This window comes from Pseudomonas soli, from assembly GCF_900110655.1.
In the GTDB taxonomy this organism is placed as follows: domain Bacteria; phylum Pseudomonadota; class Gammaproteobacteria; order Pseudomonadales; family Pseudomonadaceae; genus Aquipseudomonas; species Aquipseudomonas soli.
In genome coordinates this window covers 143,893-157,961 of record NZ_FOEQ01000008.1, presented here as the reverse complement: position 1 = coordinate 157,961, position 14,069 = coordinate 143,893, and the positions used below count along the sequence as shown (strand labels likewise).

Genomic DNA, 14,069 nt, shown 5'->3' with positions numbered 1-14,069 from the left:
CTCGATTCAGGCTCCACGCCGTGTATCCTGTCAGCAAGACCCGCAGATCCGGAAGCCCGCCATGACCCGCACCGCGCAGTTCCGCAGTTTTGCCGAGTTCTACCCCTATTACCTGGGCGAGCACAGCAACCCCACCTGCCGCCGCCTGCATTTCGTCGGCACCAGCCTGGTGATCGCCCTGCTCGCCTACAGCATCGGCAGCGGCAAGTGGCTGTTGCTGCTGGCCGTGCCGCTGGCCGGCTATGGCTTTGCCTGGGCCGGGCATTTCTTCTTCGAGAAGAACCGCCCCGCCACCTTCAGCCACCCCTGGTACAGCCTGGTCGGCGACTTCGCCATGTTCCGCGACATCCTGCTGGGCCGCCTGAGCCTCTGAATCGGCCCGCAAGGCCAGGTTCGCGTCCCGGCCGGCCACTGCCAAAGCCCGGATCCTGGCCAACACTGCGGTATGTTCCCCGACACGAGCGGCACGCGGTGATGAGCAAGCAAGCCAGTTTCAGCCACATGCGCGATGGCACCGCCCAGGACTGGGCGATCATCGCCGACGACTTTCGTGCCTACGCCCAGCAGTTGCCCCAGCGCATCCTCGCCCACCTGCGCCTGCTCGACGGCGACTTCGGCGGCTTCCCCATCGACCGCCTGAGCCATCCCTTGCAGACCGCCAGCCGTGCCCACCGCGACGGCCGCGATGAAGAGTACGTGGTCTGCGCCCTGCTGCATGACATCGGCGACACCCTGGGCAGCTACAACCACCCCGATATCGCCGCGGCGATCCTCAAGCCGTTCGTCAGCGACGAGAACCTGTGGATGATCGAGAAACACGGGATCTTCCAGGGCTACTTCTTCTTCCACCACCTGGGCATGAATCGCAACCTGCGCGAGCAATTCCGCGATCACCCGCATTACCAGCGGACCCTCGAGTTCTGCGCCCGCTACGACGCGGCGGCGTTCGATCCGGACTATGAAAGCCTGTCGCTTGCGTTCTTCGAGCCCATGCTGGAGCGCTTGTTCGCCCAGCCCAGGCAGTCCATCTACAAGGCAGCCCTGCAAGCCACCGCCTGATCTGCCACTACCGATAGCGGGCTTGCCCCGCGATCACAGGCTCAGCCGACGAGACACTAGGCCGGCTCGCCCAGTTCTGCCAAGCGCAGTGCTGCTTCCAGCGCCTGCGCCTCGGCAAACCGGTACAGCTCGATCCGCCCGTCCCAGTGTTCGATCAGCGCGGTGCACGACTCCACCCAGTCGCCGCAGTTGAGGTACTCCACCTCGCCCACCTGGCGGATCTCGGCATGGTGGATATGCCCGCACACCACACCATGGAAGCCACGCCGGGTGCACTCGTGGGCGATGGCGTCCTCGAAGTCGCTGATGAAGTTAACCGCGCCCTTGACCTTGTGCTTGAGGTACGCCGACAACGACCAGTAGCCGTAGCCATAGCGGGCGCGCCAGTGGTTGAGCCAACGGTTGAGCACCAGGGTGAACTCGTAGGCCCGGTCGCCAAGAAAAGCCAGCCAGCGGTGGTAGCGGGTGATCACGTCGAACTGGTCGCCATGGATCACCAGCAGGCGCCGGCCGTCGACTGTGAGGTGTTCGGCCTCGTCCACCAGCTGGATGTTGCCCAGGATGAGTTTCGAGTAGCGCCGCAGGAATTCGTCATGGTTGCCGGTAACGTAGATCACCTCGGTGCCGCGCTTGCTCAGGGTCAGCAGGCGGCGGATGACATTGGTGTGGGCCTGAGGCCAGTAGATGCCGCTGCGCAGTTTCCAGCCATCGATGATATCGCCGACCAGGTAGATACGCTCGGCCTGGTAGCCCTTGAGGAAATGCGCCAGGTGTTCGGCCTGGCAGTCGCGGGTGCCCAGGTGTACATCGGAAATCCACAGGGTGCGGACACGCTGCTTGCGTGACGGGCGAAGAGGTTCGGCGTGGCTCATGGGCAGGCTCCGGCGCTGTTTGCTGGAGACTGGCAGGCGCAGGTGACAGATTGGTGGCAGGTACATGACCATCCTGCCCTCGCCTGCAGGTGTACAATCTTCGCCTGCCCCGTGAGGACTCACCATGACCGCCGGCCCCTTGCTCTCGTTGCGCCACTACCGCCACGACCTGATCGCCCACAGCCACGACCATCCACAGTTGGTGTTCGGCCTCGGCGGGCGCCTGGATTTCGAGGTGGATGGACGCGGCGGCCGGGTCGCTCGCCAGGACCTGATGGTGGTTCCCGCCGGTGCCCACCACACTTGTGGGAGCCGAGAGGGCAGCGATTGCCTGGTACTGGACGTACCGGGCGGACAATGGCTCGGCGATCATCTGGGCGAGCACGCCCACGACAGCCGGCGCCTGCTCGACAGCCCCGGCCCACTGAGCCTGGACAGCCGCCAGCAGCAGTTGGTGGACTGGCTGGCAAGCAGCCCCGTGGACGACCCGCTGATTGCCCGCCAGGGCGCGGTGTTGCTGTTGGCCAGCCTCAATCCACAGGCCTGCGCCCCGGTGCTGTCCAGCAGGCGCTTGCCCTATGCTGCCTTCGACCGCCATATCGAGCAGCACGCCGCCTACCCGCTGCAGGTCGCCGACCTGGCGCGACTGGCCGGACTGTCCAGTGCGCGGCTGCATGCGCGGTTTGCCAGCGAGTGCGGCCTGACGCCGATGGACTACATCCGCCAACGGCGGCTGACGATGGCGCGCCGGCTGTTGCGTGAGACGGTGTTGCCGGTGGGCGAGATTGCCGCGCGCGTGGGGTATGGCTCGCAGAGCGCATTCAGCGCGGCGGTGCTGCGGGCGTTCGGCTGCACGCCGCTGGCGTTGCGGCGCGAGTCTGGCAACAACGGGCGCGAGGTGGGCGACAGATCTGCCTGAGGATCGAACATACACTGCTGCCTGTATCGACCTCATCGCGACTTGTCCCGTGATGGAGCCAGCACGCAACGCTCACTGTACTCAAAGGACCACCATGAACCACCGCACCGCCCTTGGCGCCCTGCATATCGGCGCGCTGTTCTTCGGCCTGACTGGCGTCTTCGGCAAACTGGCCGCCAGTGCCAGCCCCTCGATCATCGTCTTTGGTCGTGCCGCGTTCGCCGTGCTGGCGCTGGGCCTGTTTGCCGGCCTGGCGCGCCAGGCCTGGCAACCGCTGCGCGGCCAGGACTTGCGCCGCCTGTTGCTGGGGGGTGTGCTGCTGGCCGGGCATTGGGTGAGCTTCTTCATCGCGGTCAAGGTCGGCGGCGTGGCCATCGCCACCCTCGGCTTCGCCAGCTTTCCGGCATTCACGGTGATCCTTGAAGGCTTGTTGTTCCGTGAACGCATTCGCCGCAACGAGGCTGTCCTGGTGCTGCTGGTGAGCATCGGCCTGGTGCTGGTCACCCCCGCCTTCGACCTCGCCAGCGAGGCCACCGGCGGGCTGCTCTGGGCGTTGCTCTCGGGCCTGCTGTTCTCGCTGCTGTCGCTGACCAACCGCGCCGGTTCCGGGCGCCTGCCCGCCGTACAGGCGGCGCTGTGGCAGAACCTGGTGGTAAGCCTGTGCCTGCTGCCGTTCGCCGCGCCGGGCCTGGCTGCCGTGGCACCCATGGACTGGCTGTGGATCGCCCTGCTCGGCATCTTCTGCACCGGCGTCGCCCACAGCCTGTTCGTCGCCAGCCTCGCGGTGATCAAGGCGCGTACCGCCGCGGTGGTGTTCGGCATGGAGCCGGTCTACGGCATCGCCGTGGCCTGGGTGGTGTTCGCCGAACAGCCGACCCTGCGCATGCTCGCCGGTGGTGCCTTGATCATCTTCGCCATCATCCTGTCCAGCCGCCTGGCCGCCGAGCAACCCTCCCGGCAGACCGTGGCCGAAAGCGCCTGATCAGCGATCGTTGTGACCCAGGTCGCGCTGCGGATCGATCTGGTCACGCACCCGCTGCTTGAGCGCCTTGGCCTCGGGGAAGCCGCCGTCGGCCTTGCGCTCCCAGATCTGCACGCCGTCGCAGGTGATGCGGAACACCCCGCCGGTAGCAGGTTCCAGGGCGACCTGACCGAGGTCGTCAGCGAAGGTGCTGAGCAACTCCTGCGCCAGCCAGGCGGCGCGCAGCAGCCATTGGCACTGGGTGCAATAAGTGATGACAATTTGTGGCTTGCTGTCTGCCATGTCGGGGAACTCCGTAGGAAGGGCCGCTTATACTAGCGGTCTTTACCCTCTGGTTTGAGACTCACGATGCGCCGCCTGCTGTTCTGCCTACTGCTGATGCTCACTTCCATCACCTTGCATGCCGCCGAAACGGCGCGACCGAAAATCGGCCTGGTGCTGTCAGGCGGCGCCGCCCGCGGCCTGGCCCATATCGGCGTACTCAAGGCCCTGGAAGAACAGGGCGTGCGCATCGACGCCATCGCCGGCACCAGCATGGGCGCGGTGGTCGGCGGGCTGTACGCCTCGGGCTACAGCATCGCCGAACTGGAAAAACTGGCCACCACCCTCGACTGGCAACAGGCATTGTCCGACGCCCCACCGCGCAAGGACGTGCCGTTCCGACGCAAGCAGGACGACCGCGACTTCCTGGTCAAGCAGAAGCTGAGCTTTCGCGACGACGGCAGCCTGGGCCTGCCGCTGGGCGTGATCCAGGGCCAGAACCTCGCCCTGCTGCTGGAAAGCAAGCTGGCCCATGCCGCCGACGTGCGCGACTTCGACAAGCTGCCGATCCCGTTTCGCGCCGTGGCCACCGACATTACCAGTGGCGAGAAGGTGATCTTCCGCCGCGGCCACCTGCCCCAGGTGATACGCGCCAGCATGTCGATTCCGGCAGTGTTCGCCCCGGTGGAACTGGACGGCCGGCTGCTGGTGGATGGCGGCATGACCGACAACATCCCGGTGGACGTGGTGCGCGAGATGGGCGTGGACCTGGCCATCGTAGTCGACATCGGCACCCCGCTGCGCAACCGCAAGCAACTGGCCACGGTGGTGGATGTACTCAACCAGTCGATCACCCTGATGACCCGGCGTAACTCCGAGGAACAGCTGGCCAGCCTGCGCCGCGAGGACATCCTCGTCCAGCCGCCGCTGTCCGCGTTCGGCGTCACCGACTTCGGCCGCGCCCAGGATATGATCGATGCCGGCTACCGCGCCACCCGCGCCCTCGATCCGCGCCTGGCGTCGCTGCGCCGGCGCGAGGGTGACAGCAACCTGGCAATGGCGCGTTCGCCGAAGCAGCGCACGCCGATCATCACCGCCATCAAGGTGGAGAACGACTCCAAGGTCAGCGACGACGTGATCCGCTACTACATCCGCCAACCCATCGGCGAACCGCTGGACCTCGGCCGCCTGCAGACCGACATGGGCACCCTCTATGGGCTGGACTACTTCGACCAGGTGCAATACCGCGTCGCGCACAAGGGCGATGAACATACCCTGGTGATCAACGCCCGCGGGCGGCGTGGCGGTACCGATTACCTGCGCCTGGGCCTGAACCTGTCGGACGACCTGCGCGGCGACAGCGCCTTCAACCTTGGCGCCAGCTACCGGGTCAACGGCATCAACCGGCTCGGCGGCGAATGGCTGACCCGGGCCCAGATCGGCGACGAACAGGAGCTGTACAGCGAGTTCTACCAGCCGCTGGACGTGGGCTCGCGCTACTTCATCGCCCCCTACCTGGCCCTGGGTTCGCAGAATGTCGAGGCCACCCTGGACAACGACCCGGTGGCCGAATACCGCCTCGAACGCTACGGCTTCGGGCTCAATGTCGGGCGGCAGATCGGCACCTACGGCGAGGTGCGCCTGGGCGTGGGCAAGGCCTGGGGCAACGCCGAGGTGCGTATCGGCGACCAGGACCTGCCCAAGGTCAGCTTCAATGAGGGCTTCTACGAACTCAAGTACTCCTTCGACACCTTCGACAACGTCTACTTCCCGCACAGCGGCGAAGACATAGGCCTGACCGTGCGCAAGTACGACAAGTCACTGGATTCGGACCAAAACTACCGGCAGTGGCTGTTCAACCTCGACAAGGCCATCAGCAGCGGGCCGAACACCCTGGTGCTGGGCGGGCGCTACGGACGCACCCTGGACGATGCCGAAGTGGTGACCTCAAGCTTCGTCTTCGGCGGCGCACGGCAGCTATCGGGGTTCCGCCAAGACTCGATCTCCGGGCAGAACATGAGCCTGCTGCGCATGGTCTACTACCGCCGCCTGACGCCACGCGCCTACCTGCCGCTGGACTTCCCGCTGTACCTGGGCGGCTCGCTGGAGCGCGGCCGTGCGTGGAACAACGACAACGAGTTCGACAGCGGCTACATCAATGCGGCGAGCATCTTCCTGGGGCTGGAAACGCCGCTGGGGCCGTTGAACTTGAGCTATGGCGCCAACGATGCGCATGAGAAGGCGGTGTACCTGAACCTGGGGCATACCTTCTAGAAATGATCGCGGGGCAAGCCGCCCCCACAAGCCAAGCAAAATCTTGTGGGAGCGGGCTTGCCCCGCGATCCGGGTAAAGCTCAGGACTTTTCGAGATTATCGAGAATCTTCGCATGCACGCGCATGCACACTTCCAGGTCGGCCTCATCGACCCCGGTGAACAACTCGAGCCGCAACGCATTGGCGATGGTCTCGATCTGGTCGATCAGCGGCTTGGCCGGCGGGCACAGGAGGATCTTCTTGGCCCGACGGTCTTCCATCACGGCTTGGCGGCGCACCAGCCCCTGGCTTTCCAGGCTGTCGAGCAGGCGCGCCAGGGTCGGGCCCTCGACGCCCACGCTCTGGGCCAGCTCACGCTGGGTCGGCGCCTCGTCGAACCGGGCCAGGTGCAGCAGCACCAGCCAGCGGGCTTGCGACAGGTTGAGCCCGGCCAGGCGGCGGTCCAGCTCGGCGCGCCAGCCTCGGGACATCTGGGCCAGCTGCATGCCGAAGCGGTGTTGGTTGTCGGTCAGGGGCATAAGTAACTCAATGAATAGAACTAATTATTAGCCAGCTAACCATGGCCCGACCGATCAGGCAAGGTTCGACGCCATGGAAATGACTGATAATCATGTAAGGGTATGACAAAGGTCAGCAAATGGCACAAATGCCGGCAATCACACGCCGAACTCCACCGCCAGCGCCGCCCGCACGCAGTGCAGCACACCTTCGGGCACCCGCTGGCCGAACAGCGGTGCCACAGCTGACACCGGCGGCAGCTCGCCCTCGCCGTCGAGGAAGGCATCCTGTACTTCCATCATCAGCTCTTCGGGCAAGTCCAGCGCCTGCTCCAGGCTCAGCTCCTGGCGGCCGATGGCCTCGGCCAGCAAGCTGTAGACGTTCTTCTCGGTGCAGTTGAGCTGCCCGGCGATCTGCGCCGGCGTCATGCCGGCGCGGGCCAGGCTGACCAGTTCGTGACGCAGGTCGAGCACCACCTTCGGCGCTTCCTCGGTGCCACAGGAGCCATTGAGCACCTCGAGGAAGGCCTGGCCGTAGCGCTCCAGCTTGCGCGCGCCGACGCCACTGACCTGGGCCATGTCGCTGAGGCTGGTGGGCATGCTGCGCAACATCTCCAGCAAAGTGGAGTCGGGGAAGATGACATAAGGCGGCACGCTGTGCTCTTCGGCCAGCTTGCGCCGCAAGGTGCGCAACGCCTCCCACAGTTCGCGCTCCTCGGCGCGCACCAGCTGGCTGGCCGGGCTGCCGCCACTACCGCCGGACGCCTTGGCCACGGTCTGCGGCTTGAGGTCGCGGCGCAGTTGCAGGTTCACCTCACCGCGCAGCAGCGGCCGGCAGCTATCGGACAGGCGCAGGCCGCCGTAGCCTTCCAGGTCGATGTCCACCAGCCCGCGCGCCACCAACTGGCGGAACAGCGAGCGCCACTCGGCCTCGGCCAGCGTCTTGCCGACGCCGAACACCGACAGCTTCTCGTGGCCGAAATTGCGTACCTTCTCGGTGTCCTTGCCCAATAGCACATCGACCAGATGGCCGACACCATAGCGCTGGCCGGTGCGAAACACCGCCGACAAGGCCTGGCGCGCGGGCTCGGTGGCGTCCCAGGTCTGCACGTTGTCGACACAGTTGTCGCAGTGCCCGCAGGGCTGCTCGAGCACCTCGTCGAAATAGGCCAGCAACGACTGGCGGCGGCAACGGGTTTCCTCGCAGAGGGCCAGCATGGCGTCGAGCTTGTGCTGCTCGATGCGCTTGTGGCGCTCGTCGCCCTCGGAGTTCTGCAGCATCTGCTTGAGCATCACCATGTCCTGCAGGCCGTAGGCCATCCAGGCGTCCGACGGCAGGCCGTCACGGCCGGCACGGCCGGTCTCCTGGTAATAGGCCTCGAGCGACTTGGGCAGGTCGAGGTGGGCAACGAAGCGCACGTTGGGCTTGTCGATGCCCATGCCGAAGGCAATCGTGGCGACCATGATCAGCCCTTCCTCGTTGAGGAAGCGGTGCTGGTTGGCGGCGCGGGTCTCGGCAGCCAGGCCGGCGTGGTACGGCAGCGCCGGGAAGCCCTGGTCGCAAAGGAAGGCCGCGGTCTCGTCGACCTTCTTGCGCGACAGGCAATAGACGATGCCGGCGTTGCCGCGCCGCTCGCCGAGGAACGCCATCAACTGCTTGCGCGGCGCCTCCTTGGGCACGATGCGGTAGAAGATGTTCGGCCTGTCGAAGCTCGACAGGAAACGCTCGGCGCCCTGCAGGTGCAGGCGCTGGACGATCTCCTCGCGGGTGCGCATGTCGGCGGTGGCGGTCAGGGCGATACGCGGCACATGGGGGAACAGCTCGGCGAGCTGGCCCAGTTGCAGGTACTCGGGGCGGAAGTCGTGGCCCCATTGCGAGACGCAGTGGGCCTCGTCGATGGCGAACAGGGAAATGTCCAGGCCGCGCAGGAAGTCCAGCATGCGCGGCTGCACCAGGCGCTCAGGAGCCAGGTACAGCATCTTCACCTCGCCGCGGCGCAGGCGCCCGGCCAGGTCGCGCTGCTGCTCGGCGCTGAGCGTGGAGTTCAGCGCAGCGGCGGCCACGCCCAGCTCGTCGAGGGTGGCGACCTGGTCGTCCATCAGCGCGATCAGCGGCGACACCACCACAGTCAAGCCGGGGCGCAGCAAGCCGGGCACCTGGAAGCACAGGGACTTGCCGCCACCAGTGGGCATCAGTACCAGCGCGTCGCCACCGCCCGCCACACATTCGATGATCGCTGCCTGGCGCCCGCGGAAACTATCGTAACCGAAGACATCCTTGAGGACGCGCTGAGCCTGTTCGAGCATTTGCCACTCCAAAATCGCCGTACCATCCTGGACTCAGGCTGGACGATAAATCCGCCGCGCACACACCGAATGCGTAAGCGGTTTTTGCCGGATGGCCGCAAAACGCCACCTGGCACGAAAAACAGCGGAGTATACCCGACTGCCGCGTACCCCGGCATGCCCCGGTGACAGACGTTCGCTTTGCCCCGCGAGCGCCGCAAGGTGCTAGAATTCAGCATCGTTTATTCCCCAAGGTAGCCCTGTAATGTCCTTCGCCGAGCAACTGACCCGCCTGCAAGCCTTCCTCGACGCCGATGAGCTGCACGAAGAAGCGCTGGACTACGTCGCCGCCCACGGCTACCTGACCGCGCTGTCGATCTGCTCCGAGGAAGTTCCAGAACGCGAATGGATCGACGCGCTGTTCGCCGAAGAACCCCATTACGCCAGCGATGCCCAGCGCACCGAGATCGAGGCCACCCTGGTCGCGCTCAAGGGCCACATCGCCCGCCAGTTGGCCAGCGACGAGGAATTCGACCTGCCTTGTGAACTAGACCTGACCGAAGAGCCGGACGATTCCGACCTGCGCGGCTGGTGCATCGGCTTCATGGAGGGCGTGTTCCTGCGTGAAGAGGCCTGGTTCGAGAACGCCGAGGAAGAAGTCAGCGAAATGCTCCTGCCGATCATGGTCGGTTCCGGTCTGTTCGACGAACAACCCGAGTTCGCCGACATTGCCGGCAACGCCAACCTGCAGGACGACATGATCGTGCAGATCCCCGAGGCACTGAGCGCACTGTTCCTGCTGCTGCACGCCCCCGAAGAGAAGCCTGCCCTGCTCAAGCCACGCCACCACTGATCGAGGTGGTGCGCTACCTGCTGCTGGCCGCCGGCTGGCTCAGCGTCGCGCTGGGGGTGGCGGGGATCTTCCTGCCGGTATTGCCCACCACCCCGTTCCTGCTGCTGGCGGCGGCCTGCTTCGCCCGCAGCTCGCCACGTTTTCACCACTGGCTGGTGAACCACCCGAAACTCGGGCCGTGGATCCGCGACTACCTCAGCGGTGAGGGGATTCCGCTCAAGGGCAAGGTCTATGCGATCGGGTTGATGTGGGCCAGCATCGGGCTGTCCTGCTACCTGGTGCCGTTGTTCTGGGCGCGGGCGTTCATGCTGACCAGCGCGGTGCTGGTCAGCGCCTGGATCCTCAAGCAGAAGACCCTGCACCGGCCACAGTGACGCCATCGCGGGGCGGGCTTGCCCCGCGATGGGCTGCTGGCTTACACCGTATCCACCTTCAACGAATGGTCATTGAGCATGCCGTTGATGATGGTCGCGGTGTCATGCCCGGCCGCGATCAGCCCGCCCGCCCCGGCGGACACCCCGTAGTGCTGCGCCAGGTCCACTCCGGCCAGGTCGATGGTCTGGGTCGGCGCCGCGCCAGCGACGCTGCTTACCTCGATGGTCGACACCACGCTGACGCCGCTGCCGCTGACCTTGAAGTGCAGGTAGTCGTCCAGCGAGGCGCTGGTGGCGTTCTCACCCTGTAGCAGTTGCGACAGATCCAGGTGATCGCTGCCGGGGGTGAAGTCGGTCACGGTGTCATGCCCGGTATCGCCCTTCTGCCAGACAAAGCTGTCGTTGCCACTGCCGCCGGTCAGGGTGTCGTTGCCCGGCCCGCCAATCAGGATGTCGTTGCCGGCACCGCCCTTGAGCACATCGTTGCCCGCGCCGCCGTTGAGCAGGTTGTCACCGTCATTGCCGGTCAAGGTGTCGTTGTAGTCCGAGCCGATCAGATTCTCGATACCGCTCAGGGTGTCCAGCCCGGCGCCGACGGTGTTCTGCTGCCCGACATGGCCAAGGTCCACGGTCACGCCGGCGGTGGCCTTGGCGTAGCTGGCAGTGTCATTGCCGGCTCCGCCGTCGAGCAGGTCATTGCCAGGCCCACCGATCAGCAGGTCGTCGCCATCACCACCGTGCAGGCTGTTGTTGCCCGCCCCCGCCACCAGCACATCGTTACCGGCGCCACCGTTGAGGGTGGTATCGCCGGCCCCGGCCAGCAGGACATCATCACCGCCGGTGCCGGTAAGGGTGTTGCCGGCCTGGTAAGTGATATCCACCGCTCCGGTGCCGTAGCCGCCGTGGTTATCGCTGACGGTGTAGCTGCCGTGATAGTCCTCGTTGCTGGCATTGCTGTAGTCCACCACCAGGCTCAGCTTGTAGTTCTCGGCAGCCTTGCTGTTGCCGGCGGCGTTCTCGGTATTGATCACATGGATGCTGTACACCCCGTCATGGGTGGCCGTGAAGCTGCCGCCATCGGCGATGGTCTGGTAGCTGCCGCTGGCATCCTTCCATTCCATCAGCAGGTTGCCCGCAGGCCGGTCATGGTCGAGGGTCAGGGTCTCGCCCTTGCGCAGGGTCACCGTCAGGGTGTCCTCGTCGTTGGCATTGGCGGTGCTGATCGAGCCCAGGTAACCCGCCACCACCAGGGCAGCGGTCATGCTGCCGTTGAGGCTGGTGAACTCGCTGCGGGCCAGGTCGCGCAACTGGTTCTCGGCCTTGCTGGCGGTGGCATCGAACTTGATGGTCTGCGCCTGGGTGCCCGTCGTGAAGCCCGCGCCCTTGTCGGCGAAGTTGGTATTGAAGGTGGTCGGCGCGGCACTCAGCGTGTCGTGGTCCGGGTCGCGGTCATTGGCCAGCAGCGCCTCTGCCGGCACCGTCAGGGTAGCGCCCTTGATATTGGTGATGATGTGGTCGGCACCCGCGACCGGCGCGCCATTGCTGTTGATGTTGACCGTCAGGCTGGCATTGCGGGTATCGCCGTCGTTGTCGCTGGCGGTGAAGCCGAACTTCTCCACCTGGCCGCTGCCGTTGTCCTTCGGTGGCGTGTAGGTGAACTCGCCGTTGTCCATGTTCACCACCAGGGTGCCGCCCAGGCCGGTCTTGATGCTCAGGCTGTTGCTCACGGTGTCGAAGGTGGCTTTGTCCGCGCCGCCACTGGCCGCGTATCCGCCCTGCCCGGCATTGGCCTTCGGATCGTAGGTGTAGGTGGTGCCATCGACCAGCAGCGCCTTGATGAAACCACCGTCGGCCCCAAAGTCGCCGCCGCTCATCAGGCTTCCGGTAATTGGCGCACCCTGCACCGTACCGGAGAGCACCGCACTCAGCTGGCTGAGGTCGGTGACCACCACCGAATTGGTATCGGTATGACTGCTGCCGTCGTAGGCCAGCGGATTGAGGTTGCCCTCGTTGACCCCGCTGCCCATGCCGATGGCGTAGGACTTGATGCCGTTGCTGTCGAGGAAGGATTCCCAGGCGGCTTCCCGTGGCGCGGTCATGGCATGGCCATTGGTGGGCTCACCGTCGGAGAAGAAGTAGCTGATGTTCTGCGCGCCTACCAGCTTGCCGGTGGTGGCGAAGGCTTCCTGGGCCTTGGTCGCCGCCGAATCGTAGTAGGTCGAGCCACCTGGGCTGAGCCCGGCGATAAGGTTCTTGGCCTCGCCGATCGTGACCCATACCGGGGTCTGCACCTGCGCACCGGTGCCGAAGGTGACGATCTGCACCTTGATGTCGCCCATCTCGTCGTACTTGTCGAGCAAGGCATTGATCGCCTGCTTGGCCAGTTCCAGACGGGTCAGCCCCGGCACGCCGGAGCTTGCCGCCATGCTGCTGGACACATCCACCACCAGCAGGATGTTCGAGTCCACCTGGCCGGGCGTGATGCTGCGTACCGCGCACTGGACCGTCGGCATATCGTCGACGATGTTGATGGCGATGGTGCTGGTGACACTGTTGCCCAAGGCGTCGGTAGCCTTGTAGGTGAAGTACTCGTTGACCGTGTTGGCGCCGTCGTTGGCCCCCCCCGGGGTCTTCGGCGCCGAGGTCAGGGTGTAGGTGTAGGAACCGTCGGCATTGAGCTGGATCTGCCCGTACTGGCCCACGGCATTGCCGACCAGGCTGTAGGTCAGCGCACCGACGCCGCCCTGGACCGACCCGACCAGGCTGCCGGAGGCCGTCTCGCCAGTGGAGCCTGGATCGCTGCCGGTGACGGTGCCGGCGGCCAGGTCATTGCCGTCCTTGTGCAGGTCCAGGGCTTTTTCGTACACGGTGACGTCGTTATCCTCACACGCCACCAGCTTGCTGTCCTGCACATTGATGCGAATGGTCGTGGTGCTCTCGTCGCCATCGGCGTCACGGATGGTGTAGACGAAGCTGTCGGTCGCGCCGGCGGCCGGCACGCTGTCGGGGTTGGCGTGGTAGGTGGCGTTGCCCTGGCTGTCCAGGGTCAGGTAGCCGTACTGGCCAACGATGGTGTCGCCGACATGGCCGATGGCCGAGGTAGAGGTGTCGGAGCCGGCGCGCACACCGACCACGTACTGCCCGTCGGCACGCACATCGGCGCCGACCACATCGTTGTCCAGCACGTTACCGCTGACGCTGGCGCCCTCCTTGACCGAGGCCACGTCGCAATGGGCCTTGGGCACGTCGTCGACGATGCTGACCACAATGGTGCTGGTGGTGGTGTTGCCGAGCGAATCCTTGACCTGGTAGGTGAAGCTCTCGGTGACCACGTTCGGGCCATCGTTGACGTGGTTGGGCGAGTTTGGCGCCGAGGTCAGGGTGTAGGTGTAGCTACCATCGCTGTTCAACTGGATCTGGCCATACTGGCCGGTGGCATTGCCAACCAGGGTGAAGGTCAAGGCACCGATACCGCCGCTGACCGAACCTGCCAGCGAACCACTGGTGGTTTCCGTGGTGGAGTGCGGGTCGCTGCCGGTGACATTGCCCGCTGCCAGGTCGTTGCCGTCCTTGGTCAGGTCCAGGGCTTTCTCGTAGACCTTGGCCGTGTCATCCGGGCAGGCGACCAGGGAGTTGTCGTGCACGTTGATGGTGATGGTGGTGGTGCTTTCGTCGCCATCGGCATCGCGGAT

General features: G+C 65.5%; 12 protein-coding genes. 7 read left to right on the top strand and 5 right to left on the bottom strand.

Annotation, left to right across the window (positions count from 1 at the left end):
• The first annotated feature begins 61 nt into the window (after positions 1-61).
• Positions 62-373, top strand: coding sequence for an Mpo1-like protein (locus BMY03_RS18230; protein WP_023631733.1), 312 nt, complete (start codon positions 62-64; stop codon positions 371-373).
• Positions 374-474: 101 nt separating this feature from the next.
• Positions 475-1,059, top strand: coding sequence for an HD domain-containing protein (locus BMY03_RS18225; protein WP_094011852.1), 585 nt, complete (start codon positions 475-477; stop codon positions 1,057-1,059).
• Between the two features lie 56 nt (positions 1,060-1,115).
• On the opposite strand, the gene BMY03_RS18220 is transcribed toward BMY03_RS18225, so the two are convergent.
• Positions 1,116-1,931: a UDP-2,3-diacylglucosamine diphosphatase gene (locus tag BMY03_RS18220; protein WP_031315776.1), complete on the bottom strand. Its 816-nt coding sequence runs from the start codon at positions 1,929-1,931 to the stop codon at positions 1,116-1,118.
• 124 nt (positions 1,932-2,055) lie between these two features.
• Between BMY03_RS18220 and BMY03_RS18215 the strand changes: the two genes are divergently transcribed.
• Both BMY03_RS18215 and BMY03_RS18210 read left to right on the top strand, forming a co-directional pair.
• Positions 2,056-2,850 carry a helix-turn-helix transcriptional regulator gene (locus BMY03_RS18215; protein ID WP_094011851.1) on the top strand — a complete coding sequence of 265 codons (795 nt, stop codon included), beginning with the start codon at positions 2,056-2,058 and terminating at the stop codon, positions 2,848-2,850.
• Positions 2,851-2,944: 94 nt separating this feature from the next.
• Complete coding sequence (locus BMY03_RS18210) at positions 2,945-3,832, top strand: DMT family transporter (protein WP_038706590.1); 888 nt, start codon at positions 2,945-2,947, stop codon at positions 3,830-3,832.
• Here BMY03_RS18210 and BMY03_RS18205 read toward each other — a convergent pair whose 3' ends face one another.
• Positions 3,833-4,114, bottom strand: a complete 282-nt coding sequence (locus BMY03_RS18205) for an Rdx family protein (protein ID WP_094011850.1) — start codon at positions 4,112-4,114, stop codon at positions 3,833-3,835.
• 66 nt (positions 4,115-4,180) lie between these two features.
• Between BMY03_RS18205 and BMY03_RS18200 the strand changes: the two genes are divergently transcribed.
• Positions 4,181-6,367 carry a patatin-like phospholipase family protein gene (locus BMY03_RS18200; protein WP_094011849.1) on the top strand — a complete coding sequence of 729 codons (2,187 nt, stop codon included), beginning with the start codon at positions 4,181-4,183 and terminating at the stop codon, positions 6,365-6,367.
• Between the two features lie 80 nt (positions 6,368-6,447).
• Here the strand turns inward: BMY03_RS18200 and BMY03_RS18195 are convergent, their stop codons facing one another.
• Both BMY03_RS18195 and recQ read right to left on the bottom strand, forming a co-directional pair.
• On the bottom strand, positions 6,448-6,885 hold the full coding sequence (locus BMY03_RS18195; protein ID WP_038706592.1) for a MarR family transcriptional regulator: 438 nt from the start codon (positions 6,883-6,885) through the stop codon (positions 6,448-6,450).
• A gap of 138 nt (positions 6,886-7,023) precedes the next feature.
• Positions 7,024-9,171, bottom strand: a complete 2,148-nt coding sequence (gene recQ, locus BMY03_RS18190; RefSeq protein WP_094011848.1) for a DNA helicase RecQ — start codon at positions 9,169-9,171, stop codon at positions 7,024-7,026.
• A 244-nt stretch (positions 9,172-9,415) separates the two neighbouring features.
• Between recQ and BMY03_RS18180 the strand changes: the two genes are divergently transcribed.
• Both BMY03_RS18180 and BMY03_RS18175 read left to right on the top strand, forming a co-directional pair.
• Positions 9,416-10,003, top strand: a complete 588-nt coding sequence (locus tag BMY03_RS18180) for a YecA/YgfB family protein (RefSeq protein ID WP_023630694.1) — start codon at positions 9,416-9,418, stop codon at positions 10,001-10,003.
• An 8-nt stretch (positions 10,004-10,011) separates the two neighbouring features.
• The gene (locus BMY03_RS18175) at positions 10,012-10,377 is read left to right on the top strand and encodes a YbaN family protein (protein WP_023630695.1); all 366 of its coding nucleotides are present in this window, start codon (positions 10,012-10,014) and stop codon (positions 10,375-10,377) included.
• Between the two features lie 41 nt (positions 10,378-10,418).
• On the opposite strand, the gene BMY03_RS18170 is transcribed toward BMY03_RS18175, so the two are convergent.
• A partial coding sequence (locus BMY03_RS18170; protein WP_143067562.1) for an Ig-like domain-containing protein occupies positions 10,419-14,069 on the bottom strand: 3,651 nt, incomplete at its 5' end.

Bases quoted from the DNA above. Each gene is read 5' to 3' on its own strand.
- BMY03_RS18230 (WP_023631733.1), top strand. From the start codon at position 62: ATGACCCGCACCGCGCAGTTCCGCAGTTTTGCCGAGTTCTACCCCTAT.
- BMY03_RS18225 (WP_094011852.1), top strand. From the start codon at position 475: ATGAGCAAGCAAGCCAGTTTCAGCCACATGCGCGATGGCACCGCCCAG.
- BMY03_RS18220 (WP_031315776.1), bottom strand. From the start codon at position 1,931: ATGAGCCACGCCGAACCTCTTCGCCCGTCACGCAAGCAGCGTGTCCGC.
- BMY03_RS18215 (WP_094011851.1), top strand. From the start codon at position 2,056: ATGACCGCCGGCCCCTTGCTCTCGTTGCGCCACTACCGCCACGACCTG.
- BMY03_RS18210 (WP_038706590.1), top strand. From the start codon at position 2,945: ATGAACCACCGCACCGCCCTTGGCGCCCTGCATATCGGCGCGCTGTTC.
- BMY03_RS18205 (WP_094011850.1), bottom strand. From the start codon at position 4,114: ATGGCAGACAGCAAGCCACAAATTGTCATCACTTATTGCACCCAGTGC.
- BMY03_RS18200 (WP_094011849.1), top strand. From the start codon at position 4,181: ATGCGCCGCCTGCTGTTCTGCCTACTGCTGATGCTCACTTCCATCACC.
- BMY03_RS18195 (WP_038706592.1), bottom strand. From the start codon at position 6,885: ATGCCCCTGACCGACAACCAACACCGCTTCGGCATGCAGCTGGCCCAG.
- recQ (WP_094011848.1), bottom strand. From the start codon at position 9,171: ATGCTCGAACAGGCTCAGCGCGTCCTCAAGGATGTCTTCGGTTACGAT.
- BMY03_RS18180 (WP_023630694.1), top strand. From the start codon at position 9,416: ATGTCCTTCGCCGAGCAACTGACCCGCCTGCAAGCCTTCCTCGACGCC.